The sequence below is a fragment of the Aeromonas diversa CDC 2478-85 genome (assembly GCF_000819805.1).
Classification (GTDB): Bacteria; Pseudomonadota; Gammaproteobacteria; order Enterobacterales; family Aeromonadaceae; genus Aeromonas; species Aeromonas diversa.
Map to the genome: position 1 here is coordinate 564874 of NZ_CDCE01000029.1, position 22027 is coordinate 586900.

A 22027-nucleotide genomic window follows, 5' to 3' on the forward strand; every position below is an offset into this window, starting at 1 on the left:
TCTTCAACGAAAGTGTGGGATCAATCGGCCATCTTGATGGGGCGTTTTCCCTTCACCCAGCCTTGCCAGTCGCCGCTGAGGTGGTAGAGCTGGTTAAAGCCCGCCTTCTCCAGCCGGGTGATCACCTCGCTGGCACGTCGGCCCGAGCGGCAGTAAATCACCACCGGCTTCTGTTCAAACCCCTTGAGCTCGCCCATGCGCTCGTTCAGTTCGGCACTGGAGAGATTGCGGGCCCCCGGAATGTGGCCAGCTGCGAACTCCTCTGCGGTGCGAACGTCGAGCAGCAGGGGGGGCTTCTCCTTCTGCTGCCAGCCGATCAGGGTCTGTTGATCGATGGGCAGGGCGGCAAACAGGGTGGGAGAGAACAGGCACAGCAGGGCTAGGGCTCGGCGCATAGGGGCCTCTTAACGGTGGCGGACGGCGGCGATGGCCTGGCACACCGCCTCGACACCGTTCAGGGCGCGAGGGGTAAAGCGGTGCAGTTCATCGGGGTTGATGAGCATCAGCTGCCGATGCTTCACCGCCTCTACCATAGGCCAGTCGAGCCAGGAGTCCAACACCTTCTTGTCGTGGCTGCCGGCCAGGATGAGCTCGGGATTGCCCTTGAGCACCTGTTCCAGTGCAACCTGGGGATAGGGAGTGGCAGCCCCGGCCATCAGATTCTCTCCTCCGCACAGGGTGATGGCCTGGGCTGGCCAGGCATGACCGCTCACGCTGGTGAGCGGCGGGCTCCAGAGCTGGTAGAAGACGCGCACCTTGCGCCCCTGGCCGTAGCGCCGGCGCAGGTCGGCGAGCCTGGCCAGATAGGCGTCGGCAGCCTCATTGGCCTGTTGCTCGAGACCGAGCGTCTTGCCGAGCATGCGCATCTCGCCGGCCAGCGAGTCGAAATCGGTCGGCTCGGAATAGGCGATGGGAATGCCGAGACGGGCGATGGGCTCGAGCAGGCGCGATTGAGCCGAGCGCCACCCCACCACCAGGTCCGGGCGCAGTGCCAGCAGAGCCTCACCGTTGATGCTTTGGTAGTTGGCCACATGGGGCAGCCCCTTGACCTCGGGCGGAGTGTCCGAGGCATCGTCGGTGGCGACGATACGATCACCGGCACCGATGGCAAACAGCAGCTCGGTGATGTGAGGGGTGAGGCTGACAACCCGCTGTGGCGTTGCCTGGGCAATGCCTCCCCAGAGCAGGAGCAGGAGAAACACTCTAGACAAGGCGCTCTCCCAGGGTCAGTGCCAGCGCCAGGGTGAGCCAACCCCAACCGATGAGTTGCAGGCGTGTCAGCGCCCGCGCCGGCGTATCGCTACCGGGTTCGTCACCGTCCCCGAGCACGGGGAAGCGAACCTTGTCGCCGGCGTAGAAACGCGGTCCACCCAGGCGCACCCGCAGCTGTCTGGCGAGCAGGCTCAGGAGCAGGCCGCCGGCGGGGAAGGGCCAGGCCAGACCGGCACGTGCCGCCGCCAGCCTGCCGGGCAGCAGAGGCAAAGAGAGCAGCAGGGCAGGCAGGGTCACCAGCGCCTGGTGCAGGCGCGCCGCCGGCTGGCCGAAGTGAACGAAGGCGGGCTCCTTGGGGGAGAACCCCTGCGCTAGCAGGGCCACGACTCGCCACAGCAGGGCCCCTTGCACACCGCCGATGGCATAGCCAAACAGGGGGCCGGCCCATTGGGTCACCAGGCGCAGGATCAGGGTCTCGGTGACCGCCTTGCTCACCCCGAGGGGCGAGAGACGATCGGTGCCACGCTTGAGCCAGGGGGCGGCTTGCAGCCGTGCCAGGGGGAGGGTGTCGGGAACGGCGAGCCGGCGTATTGCCGCCGCCAGCTCGCGCAGCGGGCGGGACTCGAGCAGCAGTAACAGCAGCAGCAGATCAAACAGGGGCTCGGAGAGGGTGAGGTTTCGCACCGACCAGAGCAGGGCGGCGCAGGGCAGCCAGACGATCACCATGGCCAGCAGGCCGGAGCGCACCTGTTCCCTCACGCCGCCATCGGGGCGGCACACCTTGCGCCCCAGGCGGGAGAGCAGGGGAACCAGCGCCGAGAGGCGCAGATGGCTTGGCCAGGGGAGCAGCGCCTCGAGCAGCGCCGCTCCCACCATGATGGCGGCCGGGGTGGCCGCCAGGGTTTCCAGGGTGATCACAGCTTGGCGAGCATGGCCAGGATCACTTCGGCCGAGTGCTGGCCGGCCACCTCGATAAAGGCGTCAAAGGATTCCACCTGCTCCTTTCCGGCGATATCGGACATGGCGCGTACCACCAGATAAGGGACGGCGAACTGCTGGCACACCTGGCCGATGGCGGCGCCTTCCATCTCGACGGCCAGCATCTGCGGGAAGTCGGCTCGCGCCTTGGCAATGGCCTCGGGTTTGCACATGAATTGATCGCCGGTGCAGATGAGACCCACCTTGGTCTTATGCTTGCCCTGCTCGCGGATGCACTCTGCGGCCAGGTTCATCAGCTTCTCGTCACAGGGGAAGGCTGCCGGCTGCTGAGCCATCTGGCCCATCTCGTAACCAAAGGCGGTCACGTCCACGTCGTGGAAGCGCATTTCGCTGGCGATCACCACGTCGCCGATATGCAGATCCTGAGCAAAACCGCCGGCAGAGCCGGTGTTGATGACGCAGTCCGGGGCGAACTTCTCGATGAGCAGGGTCGTCGCCACGCTGGCGGCCACCTTGCCAATACCGGAGCGGGTGACTACTACGTCGCGACCGGCCAGCTTGCCGCTGTAGAACTCGCAGCCACCCACCTTCAGGGTCTCGAGCCCTTCCATCTGGCCGCGCAGCAGCGCGACTTCCTGCTCCATCGCCCCGATAATGCCTACTTTCATCGTCAACCTCGTCGTCATGGCCATGTGGCCGGAAAAGATGGGCCGATGATAGCAAAAGTTGTCGCACTCGCCGAGCGCCCCCCATCTGGGTGGACGCCACCCAAATGGGGGAGCGGCAGCCGGCATCGGATCGTTTAGGGTGAAACTGCCCTCGAGGCACCCATTGGAAGTACACAATCACAAGGATGATGACAGATGAAAGCAACACCGATAGCCCTGCTGTTGGCAGGGATCCTCGCCTCTCCGCTTTGCGCCGCCGCTCTGGACGCCCGCCTTTCGCTGGTCGATGGCAGTGAGAATGTGAAAGTCGCCCTGACCCTGACCAACTCAGGGGACAAGCCGATCAAACTGCTCAAGTGGCAGCTGCCCGGTAGCGATGATGCCCCCCTGTTTCAAGTGACCCGTGACGGCCAACCTGTGGCGTATCAAGGTGCCCTCATCAAGCGCGGTGCGCCGGTGGATAAGGACTTCATCCGCCTCGCCGCCGGTGAGAGCATCACCAAGGCTGTCGAGGTTTCCGGCCTCTACGACATGAGTCAGCAGGGGCAGTACAGCATCAGCTATCGTCTGCCGGTCGAGCCCAAGGTGGGCAAGGCCAAGCGCGCCGCGGTGCAGGAGAGCTCCAATGCGGTCACGCTCTGGGTCGACGGGGTGAGCGATGAGCGAGTGATGGCCAAGGCGATGGTTGACGAGCCTCAGGCGGTGAGTGGTTCGGTCGCTTTCTCCGGTCGTTGCAGCAACACCCAGAAGAGCCAGATCCTGACGGCACTCGACTCTGCCGGCGCCATTACCACTGACTCGCGCAATTATCTGGCGGTCGACAAGCCTGCCGGGCAGCGTTATCGCTCCTGGTTCGGTGCCTATGACTCGGCTCGCTGGAGCACGGTTCGTACCCATTTCTCCAAGATCCAGGATGCCATTGACAGCAAGCCGCTCACCTTCGACTGCGGCTGCAAGCAGAGCTATTTCGCTTACGTCTATCCGGATCAGCCCTACAAGGTTTACCTGTGCAAGGCGTTCTGGAGCGCTCCGAACACAGGTACCGATTCGCGCGCCGGCACCATAGTGCATGAGCTCAGCCACTTCACGATCGTGGCGGGGACCGACGACCTTGGGTACGGCCAGAGCAATGCACGCAACCTGGCGAGCAGCGATCCGGTCAAGGCACTTAACAACGCCGACAGTCACGAGTACTTTGCCGAAAATACCCCGTTCGAGAATTGAGACCGGGTTGACATCAGGGGGCTGCGGCCCCCTTACTGATGGCGGATATGGAGGAGAGAGAGATGATGAGCCTGTTGCTGGTGGCCCTGCACTGCGAGCTGGCCGCCCCCCCCAAGAGCCGAGTGACCGATCCCTTACCCCTCACCATGACCCTCAGCAACCGCGGGGATAAACCCCTGTCTGTGTTGACCTGGTTCACTCCCTTCGAGGGGTGGTTTGGGGATGCCATCTTGCTGACCCGGGATGGCGAGCCGGTTCTTTACAGAGGACCGTTGGCCAAACGCGGTGAGCCCGGCGCCGATGAGCTGCTGACCCTGGCCCCCGGCCAGAGCGAACAGGCCAGCGCCGAACTGGGCCTGGTTTATGACATCAAGAAGCCCGGTCATTACCGGTTGACCTACCGGTTCCCCCTTGTGGCTGGTGAGTGGCTGCTCCCCGATTGTCCCCCGCTCGAGTTTGTGCGTCTGGCGAACTAGCCGGCTCTGCTATCTGATAGAGGTGCTCGGCGCAGGCGCTCTGACAACCACAGGGGCGTTCGCCTTTATGGCGCCGGGCGAGATAGTGCTGGCGTCCCCACAGGATCAAGATCAGTGCGCCGAAGAGGGTGAGGGTGGCCGCCAAGGCATAAAGCAGCATCATGATTTCCCCCTGATGTGAGTCATGATGAAGGGCTGTCGAGTGTGTCCGTTATGCATAGGCTCTGCCCCCTTGTCAGAATCCGACCGGCCCCGAGCCGCCGTAGTGGCAGAGGGCACAGGGTGACCCGGTTGCCAGCCACGCTCGGCATACACCACATCAATACCGGCGGCGTTAAGGCGTGCCAGCATATGCTCACCAATCCGGCGCACCATCAGATGGGTCACGCCGCGCTGGCACAGCGCAGTCGGCAGCGGTCCCTGACACCCACCGCCCGGGGCATCCAGGTGACCCATCCGATGCCCCGACGCATCTTGCAGCAAGAAGCCGGGAGCGCGGGCAACATGAGCAATGAAGCGGTCGGCGTCGACGGGAATGGCGATAAGCATGGTACATCTCCATTTATTTGCATATGCCATTTATACGCTCTGTATGTGGCATATGCAAATAAATGGGTTGTTCGATGAGCTGAAGGGGCTCTTGTCGGCGCCATAGAAAAAGGCCAGGCAATGGCCTGGCCTTTTACGCTCACTGGCTTATACCTCGAGATAGTCGAGGATCCCCTCGGCGGCCTTGCGCCCCTCGTAGATGGCGGTGACCACCAGATCCGAGCCGCGCACCGCGTCGCCGCCGGCGAACACCTTGGGGTTGCTGGTCTGGAAGGCATACTCGCTCTGCTCCGGGGCCTGGATGCGGCCACGGTCGTCGAGGGCGATACCGTGCTGCTCCATCCAGGGGGAGGGGCTCGGCTGGAAGCCAAACGCCATCACCACGGCGTCGGCTGCCAGCACCTGATCGGAGCCCTCGACCACTACAGGGCTGCGACGTCCATTGGCATCGGGCGCGCCGAGCGCCGTGCTCACCACCTTGATGCCGCAGGCGCGACCCTGGGCGTCGAGCTCGACCCCGACCGGCTGCAGGTTGAACATAAACTCGACCCCTTCCTCGCGGGCGTTTTGCACCTCGCGCCGGGAGCCCGGCATGTTCTCGGCATCGCGGCGATAGGCGCAGATCACCCGGGTCGCCCCCTGACGGATGGCGGTGCGCACGCAGTCCATGGCGGTATCACCGCCGCCCAGCACCACCACCTGTTTGCCGGCAAAGTCGATGTAATCGCGCTCGCTCTTCTCGAGCCCCAGCAGGCGGTTGGCGTTGGCGATGAGGTAGGGCAGGGCGTCGTACACGCCGGGGGCACTCTCGTTCTCGAAGCCCCCCTTCATGTACTTGTAGGTGCCGACGCCGAGGAAGAGGGCATCAAACTCGGTCAGCAGGTCGCTGAACTGGATGTCCTTGCCCACCTCGACGCCGAGGCGAAACTCCACCCCCATCTCGGTGAAGATCTGGCGCCGGCGCTGCATCACCTCTTTCTCGAGCTTGAAGGAGGGAATGCCGAAGGTGAGCAGGCCGCCTATCTCCTGGTAGCGGTCGAACACCACAGGGGTCACGCCGTTGCGCACCAGCACGTCGGCACAGGCCAGGCCCGCCGGACCCGCACCGACGATGGCGACCCGCTTGCCACTCTTGACCACCTTGGAGAGATCGGGCTTCCACCCCATCTCGAAGGCCTTGTCGGTGATGTACTTCTCGATGTTGCCTATGGTCACGGCGCCAAAGCGATCGTTGAGGGTACAGGCCCCCTCGCACAGGCGGTCTTGCGGGCAGACCCGGCCGCACACCTCGGGCAGGCTGTTGGTCTGGTGGGAGAGCTCCACTGCCTCCAGGATGCGGCCATTCTTGGCCAGCTTCAGCCAGTCGGGAATATAGTTGTGCACCGGGCACTTCCACTCGCAGTAGGGGTTACCGCACTCGAGGCAGCGATCCCCCTGCATCTGCACCTGGTTTTGGTTAAACGACTCGTAGATCTCCACAAACTCGATCTTGCGGATCTTGAGCGGCTTCTTGGGCGGGTCGACCCGCTGTACATCAATAAACTGGAATACGTTCTGGCTCATCTCATTGTTTCCTTACGTCGCCGCCTTACATGGCCTGAACACGGAGCTCTGCGCTCGACCGACTGGTATGACCCAGCAGCGACTTGACGTCGCTCGACTTGGGTTTGACCAGGCGGAACTTGGGCACATAGGCGTCGAAATGGGCCAAGATCTCCTCGGCCCGCGTGCTGCCAGTTTCGTTGAGGTGGGCGGTGATGATGCCGCGCAGGTGCTCCTGGTGGATGGCGAGATCGGCCACCTCCAGCAGCTCGACCAGCTCGGGATTGGTGCGCTTGGTAAAGCCGCCGTCCTCGTCGAGCACGTAGGCAAAGCCCCCTGTCATGCCCGCAGCGAAGTTGACGCCGGTCTGGCCGAGCACGGTGACGATGCCGCCGGTCATGTACTCACAACCGTTGTCGCCAATGCCCTCGACCACGGCCAGGGCGCCGGAGTTACGCACCGCGAAGCGCTCACCCGCGGTGCCGGCAGCATAGAGCTTGCCCCCGGTGGCGCCGTAGAGGCAGGTGTTGCCGATGATGGCCGCCTCATGGGATTTGAACGAGACGCCAACGTGAGGCTTGATCACCAGCTTGCCACCGGTCATCCCCTTACCCACGTAGTCGTTGGCATCGCCGGTGAGTATCATCTCGAGACCCCCTGCGTTCCACACCCCGAAGCTCTGACCCGCAGTGCCGTTGAAGTGTACCCGCACCGGATCCGTGGCCATCCCCTGGTTGCCGTGGCGTTTGGCGATCTCGCCCGACAGGCGTGCCCCCACCGAGCGGTCGGTGTTGCGAATGTCGTAGCGGAACTCGCCGCGGGACTTGGTCTCGACCGCTGACAGCAGGTCTTCGACCATCTGCAAGTTGAGCGGGCCCTTGTCGAAGGTGTCGTTGGTCTGCTGGCAGAACAGGGCCGAGCCCGGCACGGCCACCGGTTTGGCCAGGATGCCGGAGAGATCCAGCTTGCCCTGACGGGCTGTGATGCCCGGCAGCACCTCGAGCAGATCGGTGCGGCCGATGAGGTCGGTCAGTTTGGCCACTCCGAGTCCGGCCATCAGCTCGCGGGTCTCCTCGGCGATGAAGCTGAAGTAGTTCATCACCATCTCGGGCAGGCCGATGAAGTGCTCGCGGCGCAGCTTCTCGTCCTGGGTGGCGACCCCGGTCGCGCAGTTGTTCAGGTGGCAGATCCGCAGGTATTTGCAACCGAGTGCCACCATGGGGCCGGTGCCAAAGCCGAAGCTCTCGGCACCGAGGATGGCCGCCTTGACGATGTCGAGCCCGGTCTTGAGACCGCCGTCCACCTGCAGGCGCACCTTGTGGCGCAGCCCGTTGGCGACCAGGGCCTGCTGGGTTTCGGCCAGCCCCAGCTCCCAGGGGGAGCCGGCGTACTTGACCGAGGTGATGGGGCTGGCGCCGGTGCCGCCGTCATAGCCGGAGATGGTGATGAGATCCGCATAGGCCTTGGCCACGCCGCAGGCAATGGTGCCGACGCCGGGTTCGGAGACCAGCTTCACCGACACCAGGCAGCTCGGGTTGACCTGCTTGATGTCGAAGATGAGCTGGGCGAGATCCTCGATGGAGTAGATGTCGTGGTGCGGCGGCGGCGAGATAAGGGTGACCCCGGGTACCGAGTAGCGCAGTTGGGCTATTTGGGCGGTCACCTTGTCACCGGGCAGCTGGCCGCCCTCGCCGGGCTTGGCGCCCTGGGCCACTTTTATCTGCACCACGTCGGCGTTCATCAGGTAGTGAGGGGTGACGCCGAAGCGCCCCGAGGCCACCTGCTTGATGCGCGAGTTCTTCTCGGTGCCGAAGCGGCGCGGATCTTCGCCGCCTTCACCCGAATTGCTCTGACCGCCGAGGCGGTTCATGGCCACCGCCAGCGCCTCGTGGGCTTCCGGGCCGAGGGCGCCGATGGACATGGCGGCGGAGTCGAAACGCTGGAACAGATCCTTGGCCGGCTCGACCTGATCGAGGGGCAGCGGGCTCTGGCCCTCTTTAAGTACCAGCAGGTCGCGCAGGGTGGCGACCGGGCGCTCGTTGACCAGACGCGCGTACGCCTTGTAATCGCGGTAGTTGCCGGAGCGCACCGCCTCCTGCAGGGTACGCACCACATCCGGGTTATAGGTGTGATACTCGCCGCCGTGAACGAATTTGAGCAGCCCCCCCTGCTTGAGGGGCTTTCTGGCTACCCAGGCGTGGCGCGACAGGTTGTGCAGATCCTGCTGGATATCGGCAAAGTCGGCCCCCTGAATGCGGCTCGATACGCCGCGGAAACAGAGCGAGACGATGGCATCGGAGAGGCCGATGGCTTCGAACAGCTGGGAGCAACGATAGCTGGCCACCGTGCTGATCCCCATCTTGGACATCACCTTGTAGAGCCCCTTGTTGATGCCATTGCGGAAGTTCTGCATGGCCTGGCGCAGGCTCATCTTGAGGATGCCCTCATCGACCTGCTTGGCCAGGGTCTCGTAGGCGAGATAGGGATAGATGGCGGTGGCCCCAAAGCCCAGCAGCACCGCAAAGTGGTGCGGATCGCGGGCGCTGGCGGTCTCGATCAATATGTTGGCGTCGCAGCGCAGGTTGTTGTCGACCAGGGTGCGTTGCACCGCGCCCACCGCCATGGCGGCCGGGATCGGCAGGGTATCGGGGGTGATATCCCGGTCCGAGAGGATCACCAGCACTGTGCCTGCCTGGGCGGCTGTCTTGGCCTCCTCACAGACGCGTACTATGGCGGCCTCGAGTCCCTCTTCGGGGCGGTAGTTGAGGCTGATCACCTGATGACGGTAGTGCTCACCCTCCAGAGCCAGCAGCTGGTGGAAGTCGGAGTAGAGCAGCACCGGCGACTGGAACAGCACCCGATGGGCGTGGCCGAAGGTCTCGTTAAAGACGTTCTGTTCGCGCCCGATGCAGGTGGCCAGCGACATGACGTGGTTTTCCCGCAGGGGATCGATAGGCGGGTTGGTTACCTGGGCGAACATCTGGCGGAAGTAATCGTAGAGGGTGCGCTGGGTGCCCGAGAGCACCGCCATGGGGGTGTCATCCCCCATGGAGCCCACCGCCTCCTGGCCGTTCTCGCCGAGCACGCGGATCACCTGCTCGAGCTCCTCGTTGGAGTAGCCAAACAGCTTCTGATAGGTCTTGAGGGTGTCGTCGTCCAGTTCACGCACGCCGGCCTTGCTGTCGTCCATCTGATCGAACGGGATCAGGCGCTTGCAGTGCTTGTCCATCCACTCCTTGTAGGTGTGGCGACTCTTGAGATCGTCATCGATCTCGAAGCTGGTCCACACCTTGCTGTTATAGGTGTCGACCACGAACAGCTCACCCGGGCCGACGCGCCCCTTCTCCAGCACCTCGTCGGGGGTGTAGTCCCAGGTCCCCACCTCGGAGGCGAGGGTGATGAATTTATCCTTGGTCACTACATAGCGGGCCGGACGCAGGCCGTTACGGTCCAGTGCACAGGCGGCGAAGCGACCATCGGTCATGACGATGCCGGCCGGGCCGTCCCAGGGCTCCATGTGCATGGAGTTGAAGTCGTAGAAAGCGCGCAGGTCCTCGTCCATGTTGGGGTGCTTCTGCCACGCGGGCGGAATGAGCAGACGCATGGCGCGAAACAGATCCATGCCGCCGGCGAGGAACAGATCCAGCATGTTGTCGAGGCTGGAGGAATCCGATCCCGTGGTGTTGACGAAGGGGGCCGCGTCTTGCAGATCCGGGATGAGCGGGGTGGAGAACTTGTAGCCACGGGCCTTGGCCCACTGGCGGTTGCCGTTGATGGTGTTGATCTCGCCGTTGTGGGCGAGGTAGCGGAACGGCTGGGCCAGGGGCCAGCGCGGGCTGGTGTTGGTGGAGAAGCGCTGGTGGAAGACGCAGATGGCCGACTGCATACGGATGTCGCCGAGATCGAGGTAGAAGCGCGGCAGATCCACGGGCATACACAGGCCCTTGTAGACGGTGACCAGGTTGGAGAGGCTGACCACGTAGAAGTAGTCGTCCTGGACCCGTTTCTCGATACGGCGGCGCACGATATAGAGGCGGCGCTCGAGATCCTTCATCACCCAGCCTGGAGGGGCGTTGACGAAGACTTGCTCGATACTCGGCAACGAGGCCTTGGCGATGGGGCCCAGCACGTTGGTATCGATAGGCACCTTGCGCCAACCGACCACGCTCAGGGTCTCTTTTTCGAGCTCTTCCTCGATGAGGGCTCGAGTTTGCTGCGCCAGCACCGGATCAGGATTCAGAAACAGCATCCCGACCGCGTATTTCCGACCCAGATGCCAGCCCTGCTCCTGCGCGATGGCGCGAAAGAAGCTATCGGGCTTTTGCAGCAACAGGCCGCAGCCATCGCCGGTCTTGCCATCGGCGGAGATCCCGCCTCTGTGCTGCATGCGAGCCAACGCTGACATCGCGAGACGGACAAGCTTGTGGCTGGCTTCCCCTTCCATGTGGGCCATCAGGCCGAAGCCACAGTTATCCCGCTCCAGCTTTGGATCATATAGTGACATTGCATCTTCTCCCTTGCACGGCCTGGTTTCGCAAACTGCATAAAATGCGAATGGCTCTTGTGGTTCCGTCTGCCTGAGGTGGCGAACCTTCAAACTAAAGGGATTTTTGGGCAAGGTCAATTGAAGGGAGAGGGGGATTTTGCTTTTACATTCATATAACAAAATGCCGAGATTCATCGTTTAACCGGGGTTAAATTTCGGTTTGTTTTGTCTTTTAATGTATTTATGGCATTTAAATCTATTTTGATGTGTTTTCGACGCAGAGAGTAGGGTGAAGAGGTATTGTAGTAAAATTACAGAGTAATTCCGGCGCCTCGCGTCCTGGATCACACTTTGCTCTCGCAAGACTTGCCTAAATAAGAAACGCGAACATATGTTTAAAATTTAAATAAAACAGGTGGTTACAACCAATGGCGTGGTTCTCTTTAGAGGTCGAAAACGTCAAGGGAACTGTGCTGGTGTGATTTTTTATGCTTGTTTTTTGCTTCTAAATCTATCCCTGCGGGTCTTTGTCTATCTTGGCCGGGCGATGAATCGCCTCGGCTTGATCCAGCGCACATGTTGAACCCTGTCAATCGTTAGAATGCGCCCCTCACGCAGCGAGGAGGGGCGATGGAATTACATCAACTGGTCAATACACTGGGGCAGGATCTCAAGCGTCGCTATGGGCAGAAGGTCCACAAGCTGACCCTGCACGGTTCGTTCACCTGCCCCAACCGAGACGGCACTCTGGGGCGTGGCGGCTGTACCTTCTGCAACGTGGCCTCTTTTGCCGATGAAGGGGCGCAGCATCTTTCCATCGTACAACAGCTGGCGGCTCGGCGTGACGAGGTGACTCGGGCCAGGCGCTACCTTGCCTACTTCCAGGCCTATACCAGCACCTATGCCGAGGTTGAGTATCTGCGCGCCATGTACGAAGAGGCGCTGCAGGCGGCAGATATCGCCGGGTTGTGCGTGGGCACCCGGCCAGACTGCGTGCCGGATGCGGTGCTCGACCTGTTGGCCGGCTATCAGGAGCAGGGCTATGAGATCTGGCTCGAGCTGGGGTTGCAGAGCGCGAGCGACACGACCCTCAGACGGATCAACCGGGGTCATGACTTTGCCACCTACGTAGACACGGTTCGCCGTGCCCATGAACGCGGCATCAAGGTGTGTGCACACCTCATCGTCGGCTTACCGGGGGAGGTGGCCATGGACAGCTTGGTCACGCTGAAGCGGGTGGTGGAGCAGGGGGTGGCGGGCATCAAGCTGCACCCGCTGCACGTGGTGACCGGTAGCACGCTTGGTAAGGCATGGCTGGCGGGCAGGCTGACGGTGCCGAGCCAGGAGGAGTATGTGGCGGCGGCGGTGGCCATGATCCGCCACACTCCGCCCGAAGTGGTCTATCACAGGGTGTCTGCCTCGGCCCGCAAGCCAACGCTGCTCGCGCCGGATTGGTGTGAAAATCGTTGGAGTGCCATGGCGGCCATCGCCGCAGCGCTGGGGCAGGAGGGGCCACAGGGCAGTGCCCTTGGACGACCTTTTGATCACGCAGTGGCCCGGTATGGGTTATTATAAAATTTATTAAAAACACAGCCTTATAGATTGCGCCCTGTGCCGCCTGTTACACTGACTCATTGAATCGAGTCTCTCCTCGGATCGGACGGTGGGGCGTGTCGGATTAAAAATAAATGACAGGTGATGCATGGTGACGCAAGCCACTGCCGAGCAAATGGATGAGCTGTTAGAGGCGCTAGTTTTTTTGACCCGTTTTTATGGGGTGCCGAACAGCCGTGATGCGCTGGTAACCGGGCTGCCTCTGCCATCGGGCCGACTGAGTCCTTCTCTCTTCCCTCGGGCTGCCGAGCGTGCGGGTCTCTCTGCCCGCCAGACGGTGCAACCCCTGGCACAGCTTTCCCCCTTATTGCTGCCCTGCGTCTTGCTGATGCGCAACGGCGGCGCCTGCATCTTGCTGGAGTGGCATCCTGACATCGGGGAAGCCAAGGTTATCTTCCCCCAGGCCGGGGATGCCGAGGCGCGCATTCCCTGCTCTCAGATTGAAGACCAGTACACGGGGCAGCTGTTTTTCGTCAAGAAGCAGTTCCGCTTCGATGAGCGCTCTCCCAAGGTGCTGGAGACCCGTCACGGCCACTGGTTTTGGGGGACGCTGTTCGAGTCACGTGGCATCTATCGGGATGTGCTGGTTGCCTCGGTTCTCATCAATCTCTTCGCGGTGGCCAGCCCCCTGTTCACCATGAATGTCTATGACAAGATTGTCCCCAACCTCGCCTTCGACTCCCTCTGGGTGCTGGCGGTGGGCGCGGCCATCGTCTTTACCTTCGACTTCGTGATGCGCCAGCTGCGCAGCTACTTTATCGATGTGGCGGGCAAGAAGTCCGACATGCTGCTATCGGCCAAGATTTTCTCCAAGGTCATGGGGCTGCGGATGGAGGCCAGGCCCGCCTCCACGGGGGCGTTTGCCAAGCATCTCCAGGAGTTTGAGTCGATCCGCGATTTCTTCACCTCGGCTACAGTGTCGACTCTGATCGACCTGCCGTTTGCCCTGTTGTTTCTCTTTGTCATCTGGATCTTCGCCGGGGTCATGGTGGTGGTCCCCATCGTTGCCATGTTGGTCCTGGCCATTTACAGCATCTATATCCAGGGGCCGCTCAAGCACAGCATCGAAGAGGGGTCTCGTCTGGCATCACAAAAGAATGCCAATCTGATTGAAAGTATCGCGGGACTCGAAACGGTCAAGATTTTCGGTGCCCAGAGCCTGTTCCAATATCGTTGGGAGCAGGCGGTGGCTCACATCTCAACCTGGGGGGTGCAGACCCGGCGCATCACCAACTCCATGTCCTCTCTGGCCAGCTACACCCAGCAGATGGTGACCGTGGCCTTGGTGATTCTGGGCGTCTATCAGATAGCCGACGGGAATGTCACCATGGGGGGCATGATTGCGGCCGTGATGTTGGCCAGTCGTGCTATCGCGCCCATGGTGCAGCTATCGGTGCTCTCAACCCGTTATAACCAGGCCAAGTCTGCCCTCGAGATCCTGGAGAAGATCATGGCCTCCCCCGATGAGCAGGAGGAGGGCAAACAGTATGTACACCATCCTGTGGTGCAGGGGCGTATCGAGTTCGAAAATGTCTCTTTCAAATATCCGGGGATGGAAACCAGTACGCTGCATCGCATCAATTTGCTAATACAGCCCGGTGAGAAGGTGGCCATCATAGGCCGGATTGGGGCGGGTAAGACCACGCTTGAGAAACTGTTGATGGGGCTCTATCGGCCAACAGAGGGGGGCGTGCGACTTGATGGCTATGATCTCGACCAGATCCCCCCCTCTGTGATCCGCCGCAACATCGGGTGCGTCCCCCAAGATGTGACCCTCTTCTTTGGCTCGGTGCGCGATAACATCATGTTGGGCAACCCCTTGGTGGATGATCAGCAGGTGCTGCGTGCCGCCAAGCGTGCCGGCGTCACCCACTTCACCAATCAGGATCCGAACGGTCTCGACAAACAGATCGGGGAGGGGGGCAGACAGCTTTCCGGTGGGCAGCGTCAGGCCATCGTTCTGGCCCGTTCACTGCTCAACGATCCTCCCATTCTGGTGCTGGATGAGCCCACCTCAAACATGGATAACCGCTCCGAGCTTCAGATCAAGCAGGAGTTGGCTCGGCTTGGCCCCGAAACGACCATGGTGCTGATCACCCACAAGACCTCCATGCTGGATGTGGCCTCCAGAGTCATAGTGATGGAGCAGGGACACATAGTGGCCGATGGCCCCAGAGATCTGGTGTTGCAGCAACTGCGGGAAGGCAAGGTGCGTGTACGGGAGATGGCTCATGAATAACCGCGACAACACTCGGCTGCCCCCGTCCGAGCATCTGGATTATGTGGATGACAGCGCCGCCGCCGTATTGCTCAACACTCCGACCCGTGCCCGGATCCTGCTGTGGTGCTCCTTCATATTCTTTATGGTGGCGCTAATCTGGGCAGCTTGGGCCAAATTGGATGAAGTCACCGTGGGTCAGGGCAAAGTCATCCCCTCGATGCAACTTCAGGTGATTCAGAACCTGGAAGGGGGGATCGTCAAGGAGATCCTGGTCAAGGAAGGGCAGATCGTCGAGAAGGGTCAGCCGCTGCTGCGGATCGATGACACCCGTTTTCGTTCCGATTTTCGTGAACGCGAGCAGGAGGTGGTCACCCTGAAAGGCGATGTGGTGAGACTCAAGGCCGAGATCGCCAGCGTCAAGGTCAAAAATGGGGTAGACGTTCCCTGGCGAGAGCAAGTCAGGGTTGAGCCCGTGGCTATCGAGTTTCCCGAAGGGTACGAGACCGTCTTTCCCGAGCGTGCGGCACGGCAAAACTCGGCACGGGACGAGCGCCTGAATAACCTCTCCAACCAGCTGTATATCCTTGGGCAGCAGATAGAGCAGAAAGAGCAGCAGATCGTCGAGCTTAATGCCAAGATAAAAACCCTGTCGCGCAGTGTGGACTTGGCTCGCCAGGAGCTCAACATCAGCCGTCCCCTCGCCAAGGAGGGGATAGTTCCTCAGGTCGAGCTCATCAAGCTCGAGCGTCAGGTTAACGAGATGCAAGGGGAGCTGGAGTCCACCAGACTCCTGATACCGAAATCGGGTTCTGAGCTGCGGGAGGCTATCCTCAAGCGCAATGATATCGGCCTGAAATACCGCGCCGATGCCCAGACCGAGCTCAATCAGCAGCAAGCCAAGCTGAGCCAACTCTCCGAAGGGCAGGTCGGCCTGCGAGACAGAGTGGATCGCACAGTCGTTCTGGCGCCGCTCAAGGGCACGGTCAAGGCGATTAAAATTAATACGGTAGGTGGTGTTATCCAGCCGGGCATGGATATGATGGAAATAGTCCCACTTGAGGACACCTTGCTGGTCGAGGCAAAAATATCCCCCAAAGATATCGCCTTTATCCGTCCGGGTCTGGATGCCGTGGTCAAGTTTACCGCCTATGATTTCACCATCTATGGTGGTCTCAAGGGCAAGGTCGAACAGATCAGTGCGGACTCAATTCAGGATGAAGAGGGGAACACCTTCTATCTGGTCCGAGTGCGGACCAACAAGAGTTACTTGGGCGATGAGCAAAATGCGCTTCCCATCATCCCCGGTATGTTAGCCAGTGCTGATATCATCACTGGTAAGAAGAGTGTCTTGGAATATCTGCTCAAGCCCCTTTTGAGAGCCAAGCAGACGGCACTGAGAGAACGGTAACCAGTAGTATTTAAGAACGACTGGAGAAAATATGAAAACAACAGTGATAGCGGCGATAGTGAGTGGCCTGATGCTGGCGCCTGCATCCCTTCATGCTCAGAGCCTGGAAGAGGCAGTGGCACAGGCTCTGGCTACCCATCCCAAGATTAAAGAGGCATTTGATCTCTATCAGGCTCGGATGTATCAGCATGATGGTGCAAAGGCTGGATATTACCCGACGGTCGATCTGACGGGTGGTGTTGGTTACAGCGATGTGGATAACAACACGACTCGGACCGGGGCGGGAAATCCCAATGTCGATCCTACCCAGACCCGCAAAGAAGCGGGACTGAGTTTGCGCCAGATGATCTTTGATGGCTTCGACACCAGCAATAACGTCTCCCGCACCGAAGCGGAAGCCAATGCCCAGCGTCTGGCCATGATCTCAGAAGCCGAGAACACGGCGCTGCGTACGGCTGAGGTCTATCTCAACGTGCTGCGTCAGCAGGAGATCCTGGAGCTCTCGCGTCGTAACCTGGAGGTGCATGAGCAGATCAAGGGCGATATCACCAAGCGGACTGACTCAGGGTTGGGCTCGACGGCTGACCAGACCCAGATCGAGGGGCGTGTGGCCAGGGCCTATGCCAATATGGCCGCGGCCGAGAACAACTATCAGGATGCCCAGACCGAGTTTGTGAGAGTGGTCAACGGCATGCCCAAGGACTTGGTGGCCCCGGTACCGGATGCCTCCAAGATGCCGGGCTCGGTGAACGATGCGCTCAAGGTGGCCACCGAGCTGCACCCGACGCTGCTCTCTTCTCTGCAAGATGTGGAAGCCGCCAAGTATCAAAACGAAGGAGCCAAGGCTAACTTCTATCCCAAGGTGACCTTTGAGGTCGATCAAACCTGGAATGAAGACACCGGTGGGCTCAACGGGCGCAGCGATGAGCTGACGGCCATGGTGCGTATGCGTTATAACCTGCTCCGTGGCGGTGCCGACATGGCGCAGACCAAGGCCACCTCCGCACTCTATTCACAAGCAAAAGACATTCACCTCAACGCTTTCCGTCAAGTTGAAGAGGGAACTCGTTTGGCGTGGAATGCTCGTGAGTCGCTGACCAAGCAGAAAGATTTCATCCAGCAACACGTGGATGCAAGTTACGAGACGGTGCAGGCGTATAAGAAGCAGTTTGGCTTGGGACAACGTACCTTGCTTGACGTGCTCAACACCGAGAATGAACTCTTTGAGGCGCGTAAGAGCTATATCACTGCCGAATATGATGCCTTACTGGCTGATTATCGGGTCCTTAATGCCATGGGGCGGCTGCTTGACGGTTTTCAGTACAAGCTCCCGGCCGAATGGCAGGGCGGCAAGTAATGTGTTTGGGGGCAGTTGACTGCCCCCTTCATCTGCCTGAGTGAGCACTGTGGGTATGAGCCTCCCCTACATGACCCTGTTGCGACAATGGCGGGTGTTGCTGCTATTGCTTTTTGTTCCCTTCTTTGTGCCTGCGGACAATCGACTCGATGCCGATGATCAGCGCCTGGTGACCCGGGCCGAGCAGACCTATGGCGCCCGAGCCGGCAAGCGGGTTGCAACCTGGCGTCTGTTGGCCATGGAGGGAAAGGGCGCAAACTGGAGCGAGAAGCAGCGGCTCGAGCGAGTGAATAACTTCTTTAACCAGATGCGCTTTGTCGATGACATCAAGTTGTGGCGCCGTACCGATTACTGGGCGACTCCACTGGAGTTTTTGGGGGCTGCCGGCGGTGATTGTGAAGATTTCAGTATCTCTAAATATTTCACCCTGCTCGAACTCGGCATTCCCGATGAGAAGATGCGGATGGTCTATGTAAAGGCGCTTCGCTACAACCAATTCCACATGGTCGTGGCATATTATGAAACCCCGGGTTCGGTGCCACTTATCCTCGATAATCTTATTCCCGATATCCGTCCTGCGACACGCCGAGCCGATCTGGCCCCGGTGTTCAGTTTCAATGGTAGCCATCTGTGGCTGATGAAGGCTCGCGGACAGGGTGAACTGGCGGGTAATTCATCGCGTCTTGGATTGTGGAACGATCTTCGTAATCGAATGACGTCGGGCAAGCTGGCCCAGCCGAAGATGCGGCTGGAATAATCAATTCATGGAGTTGGATGAATAGCCTATGACCCTCTACAGACAATTACTCGCCACTATGGTGCTGCTGTTCGGGCTCCTATTCCTGGTCTCTTACTGGGTGCAGTTTAACTCGACACGCAGCTATTTGGCGCAGCAGCAAGAGACCACCGTCATCAATACAGCCACCTCGCTCGGCTTGGCGCTCACCCCTTATCTGGAGACGGGAGACAAGGTCGGGGCCGAGTCAGTGATCAACGCCGTGTTTGACGGCGGTTATTATCGCCAGGTGCGGCTCGACTTGTTGGCGTCCAACAGCGTGATTGAGCGAGAGAATACCACCCAAATCAAGGGTGTCCCCGACTGGTTCATCGCACTGGATCTCTTTCCTGAGGTGTCGTATGAGTCGACGCTTACGTCCGGCTGGCTGCAGTTGGGGCAGCTCAAGATCGTGGGGCACCCGGGGCAGGCTTACTACGAACTATGGGGCGGTATGAGCGAGCTTGCGTCAGGGTTTCTCATCGGTTTTCTCATCACTGTGTTGCTGCTGATGCGAGCGCTGCATTACCTGCTGCGTCCTCTTCAGCAGATCTGTGAGGAAGCCGTCGAAATCGAGCAGCATCATTTCGGCCATACCATTCCCTTACCCCGAACTTATGAGCTTCGTCAGGTCGTTCAGGCCATTAATACCCTTGCCAGTAAGCTCGCCTATCAGTTTAAAGAGCAGGCCGATGAGGCTGAAATGCTGCGCGAACGTGTCTACAAAGACGCCGTCTCGGGTCTGGGGAATCGCGCCTATTTCGTCGGGCAGATCAATGCCTGGATCGCTGAAGGTGGTACGGGTGGGGTGCTCCTGGTCGCCGTCGATATACTGGATGACATCTATCGTGATGAGGGCTATGCGGCTCGCGATAACATGGTCAAGTCAATTGCGGCTTGCCTGCAGGAGCTGCTGCAAGGACGTGATGATTGTGCCGTTGCACGCATCTCGGCGACTGAATATGCCGTACTGTATCCCACCACAGATAAAGAGCAGTTGCGTTCACTGGCAGAGCTGATTAACGAGCAAATCGCCGATCTGGTGGTCAATCCCATCGATGAGAGCCGTGCCATTTCAGTGGTTGGTGCCGTGATGCGTGAGCACGATGAAGATCTTTCTGCGCTGCTGACCAAGGCTGACAATGCCCTCAGCCAGGCGCGCAATGCACGTCGCGGGGCGATAGTGATGGAGGGACATGGCCAGGGCGAGTTGATGGGGCGTCTTGCATGGCGGGATCTGGTGCAAGAGGCTATCACCTCTCATTTGCTGCGTTTTAAGGCACAACCAGCGTGTCGCTTCGATGATCAGTCGGAGATCCATGCCGAGCTGTTTGCCAGCATTCACAAAGAGGGACAGGACTATTTTGCCGGGCAGTTCATGCCTGCCATTGAGCAGTTCCAAATGGGGGCCGTGTTTGATCGCGCTGTGCTCGAAAGCCTGGCAACGATAATGGAAGCTAAACCCTCGCTGAGCATTTCCGTGAATATCATGGCCGGCTCGCTCTGCTCTAATGACTTTTCCGCCTGGCTTAAGGAATTTCTTGCCGCTCACCCGGTTCTTAAGGGACGCCTCTTCTTCGAGATCCCCGAAGGGGCCATCATGAAGCATCGTGATGAAGTGGCCAACTTTGTCATGGTTGTGCGTGAGCAGGGATATGGTTGGGGGGTGGATCATTTTGGACGCCACTTCCAATCTCTGGGCTATTTGGAAACGCTTCAACCCGTTTATGTTAAGGTCGATCACGGTTATACCAGTCAGGTTCTGGAGGCGGGCGCCGACACCTCCTTCCTCTCCGCTGTATGTCGTACGGCACACAATGCCGGCATCATGACCATAGCGACTCGGGTCGAAAACGAGGAGCAGGTGAAGGCGCTTTCAAGATTGCATATCGATGGGTATCAGGGCTTTGTGCATCCGGCCCAAAACATTTAAGATCGTTTAATTATAAAAAGCGCCGAAAGGCGCTTTTTTAATCACTTAAAAATAGATTTTGAGTCGCAATCGCCGAGAAGCAGAAAAATAAGATGTTGATTTTTAAGTCAATTGCAACCCTTCTGTAAATGTGAAGTGTTAGAGGGCGTTGTAACAACTTTTTGCGAAGGTTGCCAAGATAGTTCGAACCTACTGTTAGGGTAGCCATGGGCGTGACATAGGAGAGTCTACCGTGCGTACCCAAAAAATTGACACAACGGTCACCGTAACTGCCATTGAAGGCAAGGCTTGGATCCTTCAAGGCAACGTGCAAGGACGCGAGATCCACAAGGGGGATGTACTCAAGGCGGGGATCACCATACAGATTGATGATAACGCCCAGCTCTCCTTTGAAACGGCGCACAATATTGAGCCCGCCCAGCCGCAAGGTCCCGATGACCAACCTGCGACCGCGGCCACAAATCAAGGCCAACCCAATCCCGCCGCTGGCAATGACGTCAACGCCCTGCAACAAGCCATCTTGCAAGGTGCAGACCCGACGCAGGCGTTTGCCGCGACTGCCGCAGGCGGCGCTCCTGCCGCTGGTGGGGGGATCGGGGGCGTCGCTGGTGGCAGTGGTAATGGTGGCTTCGTTGTGGTTGATCGAACCGGTGACGCCACCATCGCTACGGCGGGCTTTGATACCACCTATTCGACAACTGGAATAATCGAGCCGACCCAGACGTCGGCGCTCTTGCCAGAAAACCAGCTCGCCGATGCAGATGAATCGATCAGCGTTATCGAAAGCGGTAGCGTTAGTGGCAATGTACTGGCTAACACAACTAACCCTGATGGTCCGGCAGACGCGTCTGTGGTCAGCTATAGCTGGGGGATCAATCAGAATGTGCCTCCCGGGGTAGCCTCTACATTGACCGGGGTCGGCACCCTGCTCCTCAATCCCGATGGCTCCTTCACTTTTACACCTGCCCCCAACTATGACGGGACGGTACCGCCAGTCACTTACACCGTCTTCGACGGTCTGGATGAAGTGACCTCGACGCTGTCTATTACTATCACCCCCGTGGATTCGCCCGTAACACTCACCGGATTGGATGTGGCAGAGGGGGAGGTTATTGTCAGTGATAGTAATTTGCCTGATGGGTCATCGCCCAATCCTGGCGCACTCAATCAGAGCGGTGTCTTCTCTTTTAGTGCATTGGATGGCGTGCAGAGCCTGAGTGTTGGTGGTGTCTCGCTTATTAGCAATGGTGTCGTAGTTGCCACCCCGGTGGTCATCCCGAGCGGGCTGGGCAACAGCCTGACGGTGACGGCCATCAGCTTCGACCCGGCGACGGGGGCGGGGAGCGTGAGCTACAGCTACACCCTGCTGGACAACGAAAACCACGTGCAGCCGGGCAATGACACCAGCCTGGGCGAGAGCTTCGCGGTGGTGTTGGTGGATGAGGATGGTGACAGCACCAACGACAGCCTGGATGTGACGGTGCTGGACGACGTGCCGCAGGCGGTCAATGACGGCCCGTTCACGGTGGTCGAGGATGCGCCGAGCAATGTGGTGAGTGGCAGCGTGCTGCCCAATGACGTGCACGGCAACGGTCAGGTGGGGGCGGACGGGCGCAGCTTCGA

Annotated in this window: 16 protein-coding genes; 9 read left to right on the forward strand and 7 right to left on the reverse strand. The window is 59.9% G+C overall.

Features of this window, described 5'->3' with window-relative positions; genetic code table 11:
• Positions 1 to 20: 20 nt before the first annotated feature.
• Genes BN1121_RS12060 through BN1121_RS12075 form a run of 4 tightly spaced genes read right to left on the reverse strand, consistent with a single transcriptional unit; the run spans position 21 to position 2819 of the window.
• Positions 21 to 395: a rhodanese-like domain-containing protein gene (locus tag BN1121_RS12060; protein WP_005353747.1), complete on the reverse strand. Its 375-nt coding sequence runs from the start codon at positions 393 to 395 to the stop codon at positions 21 to 23.
• A gap of 9 nt (positions 396 to 404) precedes the next feature.
• Positions 405 to 1211, reverse strand: a complete 807-nt coding sequence (locus tag BN1121_RS12065) for a cobalamin-binding protein (RefSeq protein WP_043597849.1) — start codon at positions 1209 to 1211, stop codon at positions 405 to 407.
• The gene (locus BN1121_RS12070) at positions 1204 to 2088 is read right to left on the reverse strand and encodes a cobalamin biosynthesis protein CobD/CbiB (RefSeq protein ID WP_081606442.1); all 885 of its coding nucleotides are present in this window, start codon (positions 2086 to 2088) and stop codon (positions 1204 to 1206) included. Before BN1121_RS12070 ends, BN1121_RS12065 begins: the two co-directional genes overlap by 8 nt.
• 38 nt (positions 2089 to 2126) lie before the next feature.
• Positions 2127 to 2819, reverse strand: a complete 693-nt coding sequence (locus BN1121_RS12075; protein WP_005353751.1) for a 5'-methylthioadenosine/adenosylhomocysteine nucleosidase — start codon at positions 2817 to 2819, stop codon at positions 2127 to 2129.
• Between the two features lie 195 nt (positions 2820 to 3014).
• Between BN1121_RS12075 and BN1121_RS12080 the strand changes: the two genes are divergently transcribed.
• Both BN1121_RS12080 and BN1121_RS12085 read left to right on the forward strand, forming a co-directional pair.
• The gene (locus tag BN1121_RS12080) at positions 3015 to 4043 is read left to right on the forward strand and encodes a M35 family metalloendopeptidase (RefSeq protein WP_005353753.1); all 1029 of its coding nucleotides are present in this window, start codon (positions 3015 to 3017) and stop codon (positions 4041 to 4043) included.
• A gap of 62 nt (positions 4044 to 4105) precedes the next feature.
• Positions 4106 to 4519: a hypothetical protein gene (locus BN1121_RS12085; RefSeq protein ID WP_005353755.1), complete on the forward strand. Its 414-nt coding sequence runs from the start codon at positions 4106 to 4108 to the stop codon at positions 4517 to 4519.
• A 159-nt stretch (positions 4520 to 4678) separates the two neighbouring features.
• Here the strand turns inward: BN1121_RS12085 and BN1121_RS12090 are convergent, their stop codons facing one another.
• The 3 genes from BN1121_RS12090 to gltB all read right to left on the reverse strand — a co-directional run bounded on the left by BN1121_RS12090 (position 4679) and on the right by gltB (position 11114).
• On the reverse strand, positions 4679 to 5068 hold the full coding sequence (locus BN1121_RS12090; RefSeq protein WP_005353767.1) for a NifB/NifX family molybdenum-iron cluster-binding protein: 390 nt from the start codon (positions 5066 to 5068) through the stop codon (positions 4679 to 4681).
• 147 nt (positions 5069 to 5215) lie between these two features.
• Positions 5216 to 6631, reverse strand: coding sequence for a glutamate synthase small subunit GltD family protein (locus BN1121_RS12095; RefSeq protein ID WP_005353769.1), 1416 nt, complete (start codon positions 6629 to 6631; stop codon positions 5216 to 5218).
• A gap of 25 nt (positions 6632 to 6656) precedes the next feature.
• Positions 6657 to 11114, reverse strand: coding sequence for a glutamate synthase large subunit (gene gltB / locus BN1121_RS12100; protein WP_005353772.1), 4458 nt, complete (start codon positions 11112 to 11114; stop codon positions 6657 to 6659).
• 612 nt (positions 11115 to 11726) lie between these two features.
• On the opposite strand from gltB, the gene mnmL reads away from it, so the two are divergent.
• The 7 genes from mnmL to BN1121_RS12135 all read left to right on the forward strand — a co-directional run.
• Positions 11727 to 12671, forward strand: coding sequence for a tRNA modification radical SAM protein MnmL/YtqA (gene mnmL, locus BN1121_RS12105; protein ID WP_005353774.1), 945 nt, complete (start codon positions 11727 to 11729; stop codon positions 12669 to 12671).
• Between the two features lie 127 nt (positions 12672 to 12798).
• On the forward strand, positions 12799 to 14949 hold the full coding sequence (locus BN1121_RS12110) for a type I secretion system permease/ATPase (protein ID WP_005353788.1): 2151 nt from the start codon (positions 12799 to 12801) through the stop codon (positions 14947 to 14949).
• On the forward strand, positions 14942 to 16339 hold the full coding sequence (locus BN1121_RS12115) for an HlyD family type I secretion periplasmic adaptor subunit (RefSeq protein ID WP_005353790.1): 1398 nt from the start codon (positions 14942 to 14944) through the stop codon (positions 16337 to 16339). The genes BN1121_RS12110 and BN1121_RS12115 overlap by 8 nt, the downstream gene beginning before the upstream one ends.
• 31 nt (positions 16340 to 16370) lie before the next feature.
• Complete coding sequence (locus tag BN1121_RS12120; protein WP_043157589.1) at positions 16371 to 17696, forward strand: TolC family outer membrane protein; 1326 nt, start codon at positions 16371 to 16373, stop codon at positions 17694 to 17696.
• 70 nt (positions 17697 to 17766) lie between these two features.
• Positions 17767 to 18453: a transglutaminase-like cysteine peptidase gene (locus BN1121_RS12125; protein WP_152424684.1), complete on the forward strand. Its 687-nt coding sequence runs from the start codon at positions 17767 to 17769 to the stop codon at positions 18451 to 18453.
• A 28-nt stretch (positions 18454 to 18481) separates the two neighbouring features.
• Positions 18482 to 20404: an EAL domain-containing protein gene (locus BN1121_RS12130; protein ID WP_005353799.1), complete on the forward strand. Its 1923-nt coding sequence runs from the start codon at positions 18482 to 18484 to the stop codon at positions 20402 to 20404.
• A 232-nt stretch (positions 20405 to 20636) separates the two neighbouring features.
• A partial coding sequence (locus tag BN1121_RS12135; RefSeq protein WP_052450255.1) for a retention module-containing protein occupies positions 20637 to 22027 on the forward strand: 1391 nt, incomplete at its 3' end.

What these genes read in the sequence shown, in the direction of transcription:
- BN1121_RS12060 (WP_005353747.1), bottom strand. Translation starts at nt 395, where the DNA reads ATGCGCCGAGCCCTAGCCCTGCTGTGCCTGTTCTCTCCCACCCTGTTT.
- BN1121_RS12070 (WP_081606442.1), bottom strand. Translation starts at nt 2,088, where the DNA reads ATGGTGGGAGCGGCGCTGCTCGAGGCGCTGCTCCCCTGGCCAAGCCAT.
- BN1121_RS12075 (WP_005353751.1), bottom strand. Translation starts at nt 2,819, where the DNA reads ATGAAAGTAGGCATTATCGGGGCGATGGAGCAGGAAGTCGCGCTGCTG.
- BN1121_RS12080 (WP_005353753.1), top strand. Translation starts at nt 3,015, where the DNA reads ATGAAAGCAACACCGATAGCCCTGCTGTTGGCAGGGATCCTCGCCTCT.
- BN1121_RS12085 (WP_005353755.1), top strand. Translation starts at nt 4,106, where the DNA reads ATGATGAGCCTGTTGCTGGTGGCCCTGCACTGCGAGCTGGCCGCCCCC.
- BN1121_RS12090 (WP_005353767.1), bottom strand. Translation starts at nt 5,068, where the DNA reads ATGCTTATCGCCATTCCCGTCGACGCCGACCGCTTCATTGCTCATGTT.
- BN1121_RS12095 (WP_005353769.1), bottom strand. Translation starts at nt 6,631, where the DNA reads ATGAGCCAGAACGTATTCCAGTTTATTGATGTACAGCGGGTCGACCCG.
- gltB (WP_005353772.1), bottom strand. Translation starts at nt 11,114, where the DNA reads ATGTCACTATATGATCCAAAGCTGGAGCGGGATAACTGTGGCTTCGGC.
- mnmL (WP_005353774.1), top strand. Translation starts at nt 11,727, where the DNA reads ATGGAATTACATCAACTGGTCAATACACTGGGGCAGGATCTCAAGCGT.
- BN1121_RS12110 (WP_005353788.1), top strand. Translation starts at nt 12,799, where the DNA reads ATGGTGACGCAAGCCACTGCCGAGCAAATGGATGAGCTGTTAGAGGCG.
- BN1121_RS12115 (WP_005353790.1), top strand. Translation starts at nt 14,942, where the DNA reads ATGAATAACCGCGACAACACTCGGCTGCCCCCGTCCGAGCATCTGGAT.
- BN1121_RS12120 (WP_043157589.1), top strand. Translation starts at nt 16,371, where the DNA reads ATGAAAACAACAGTGATAGCGGCGATAGTGAGTGGCCTGATGCTGGCG.
- BN1121_RS12125 (WP_152424684.1), top strand. Translation starts at nt 17,767, where the DNA reads ATGACCCTGTTGCGACAATGGCGGGTGTTGCTGCTATTGCTTTTTGTT.
- BN1121_RS12130 (WP_005353799.1), top strand. Translation starts at nt 18,482, where the DNA reads ATGACCCTCTACAGACAATTACTCGCCACTATGGTGCTGCTGTTCGGG.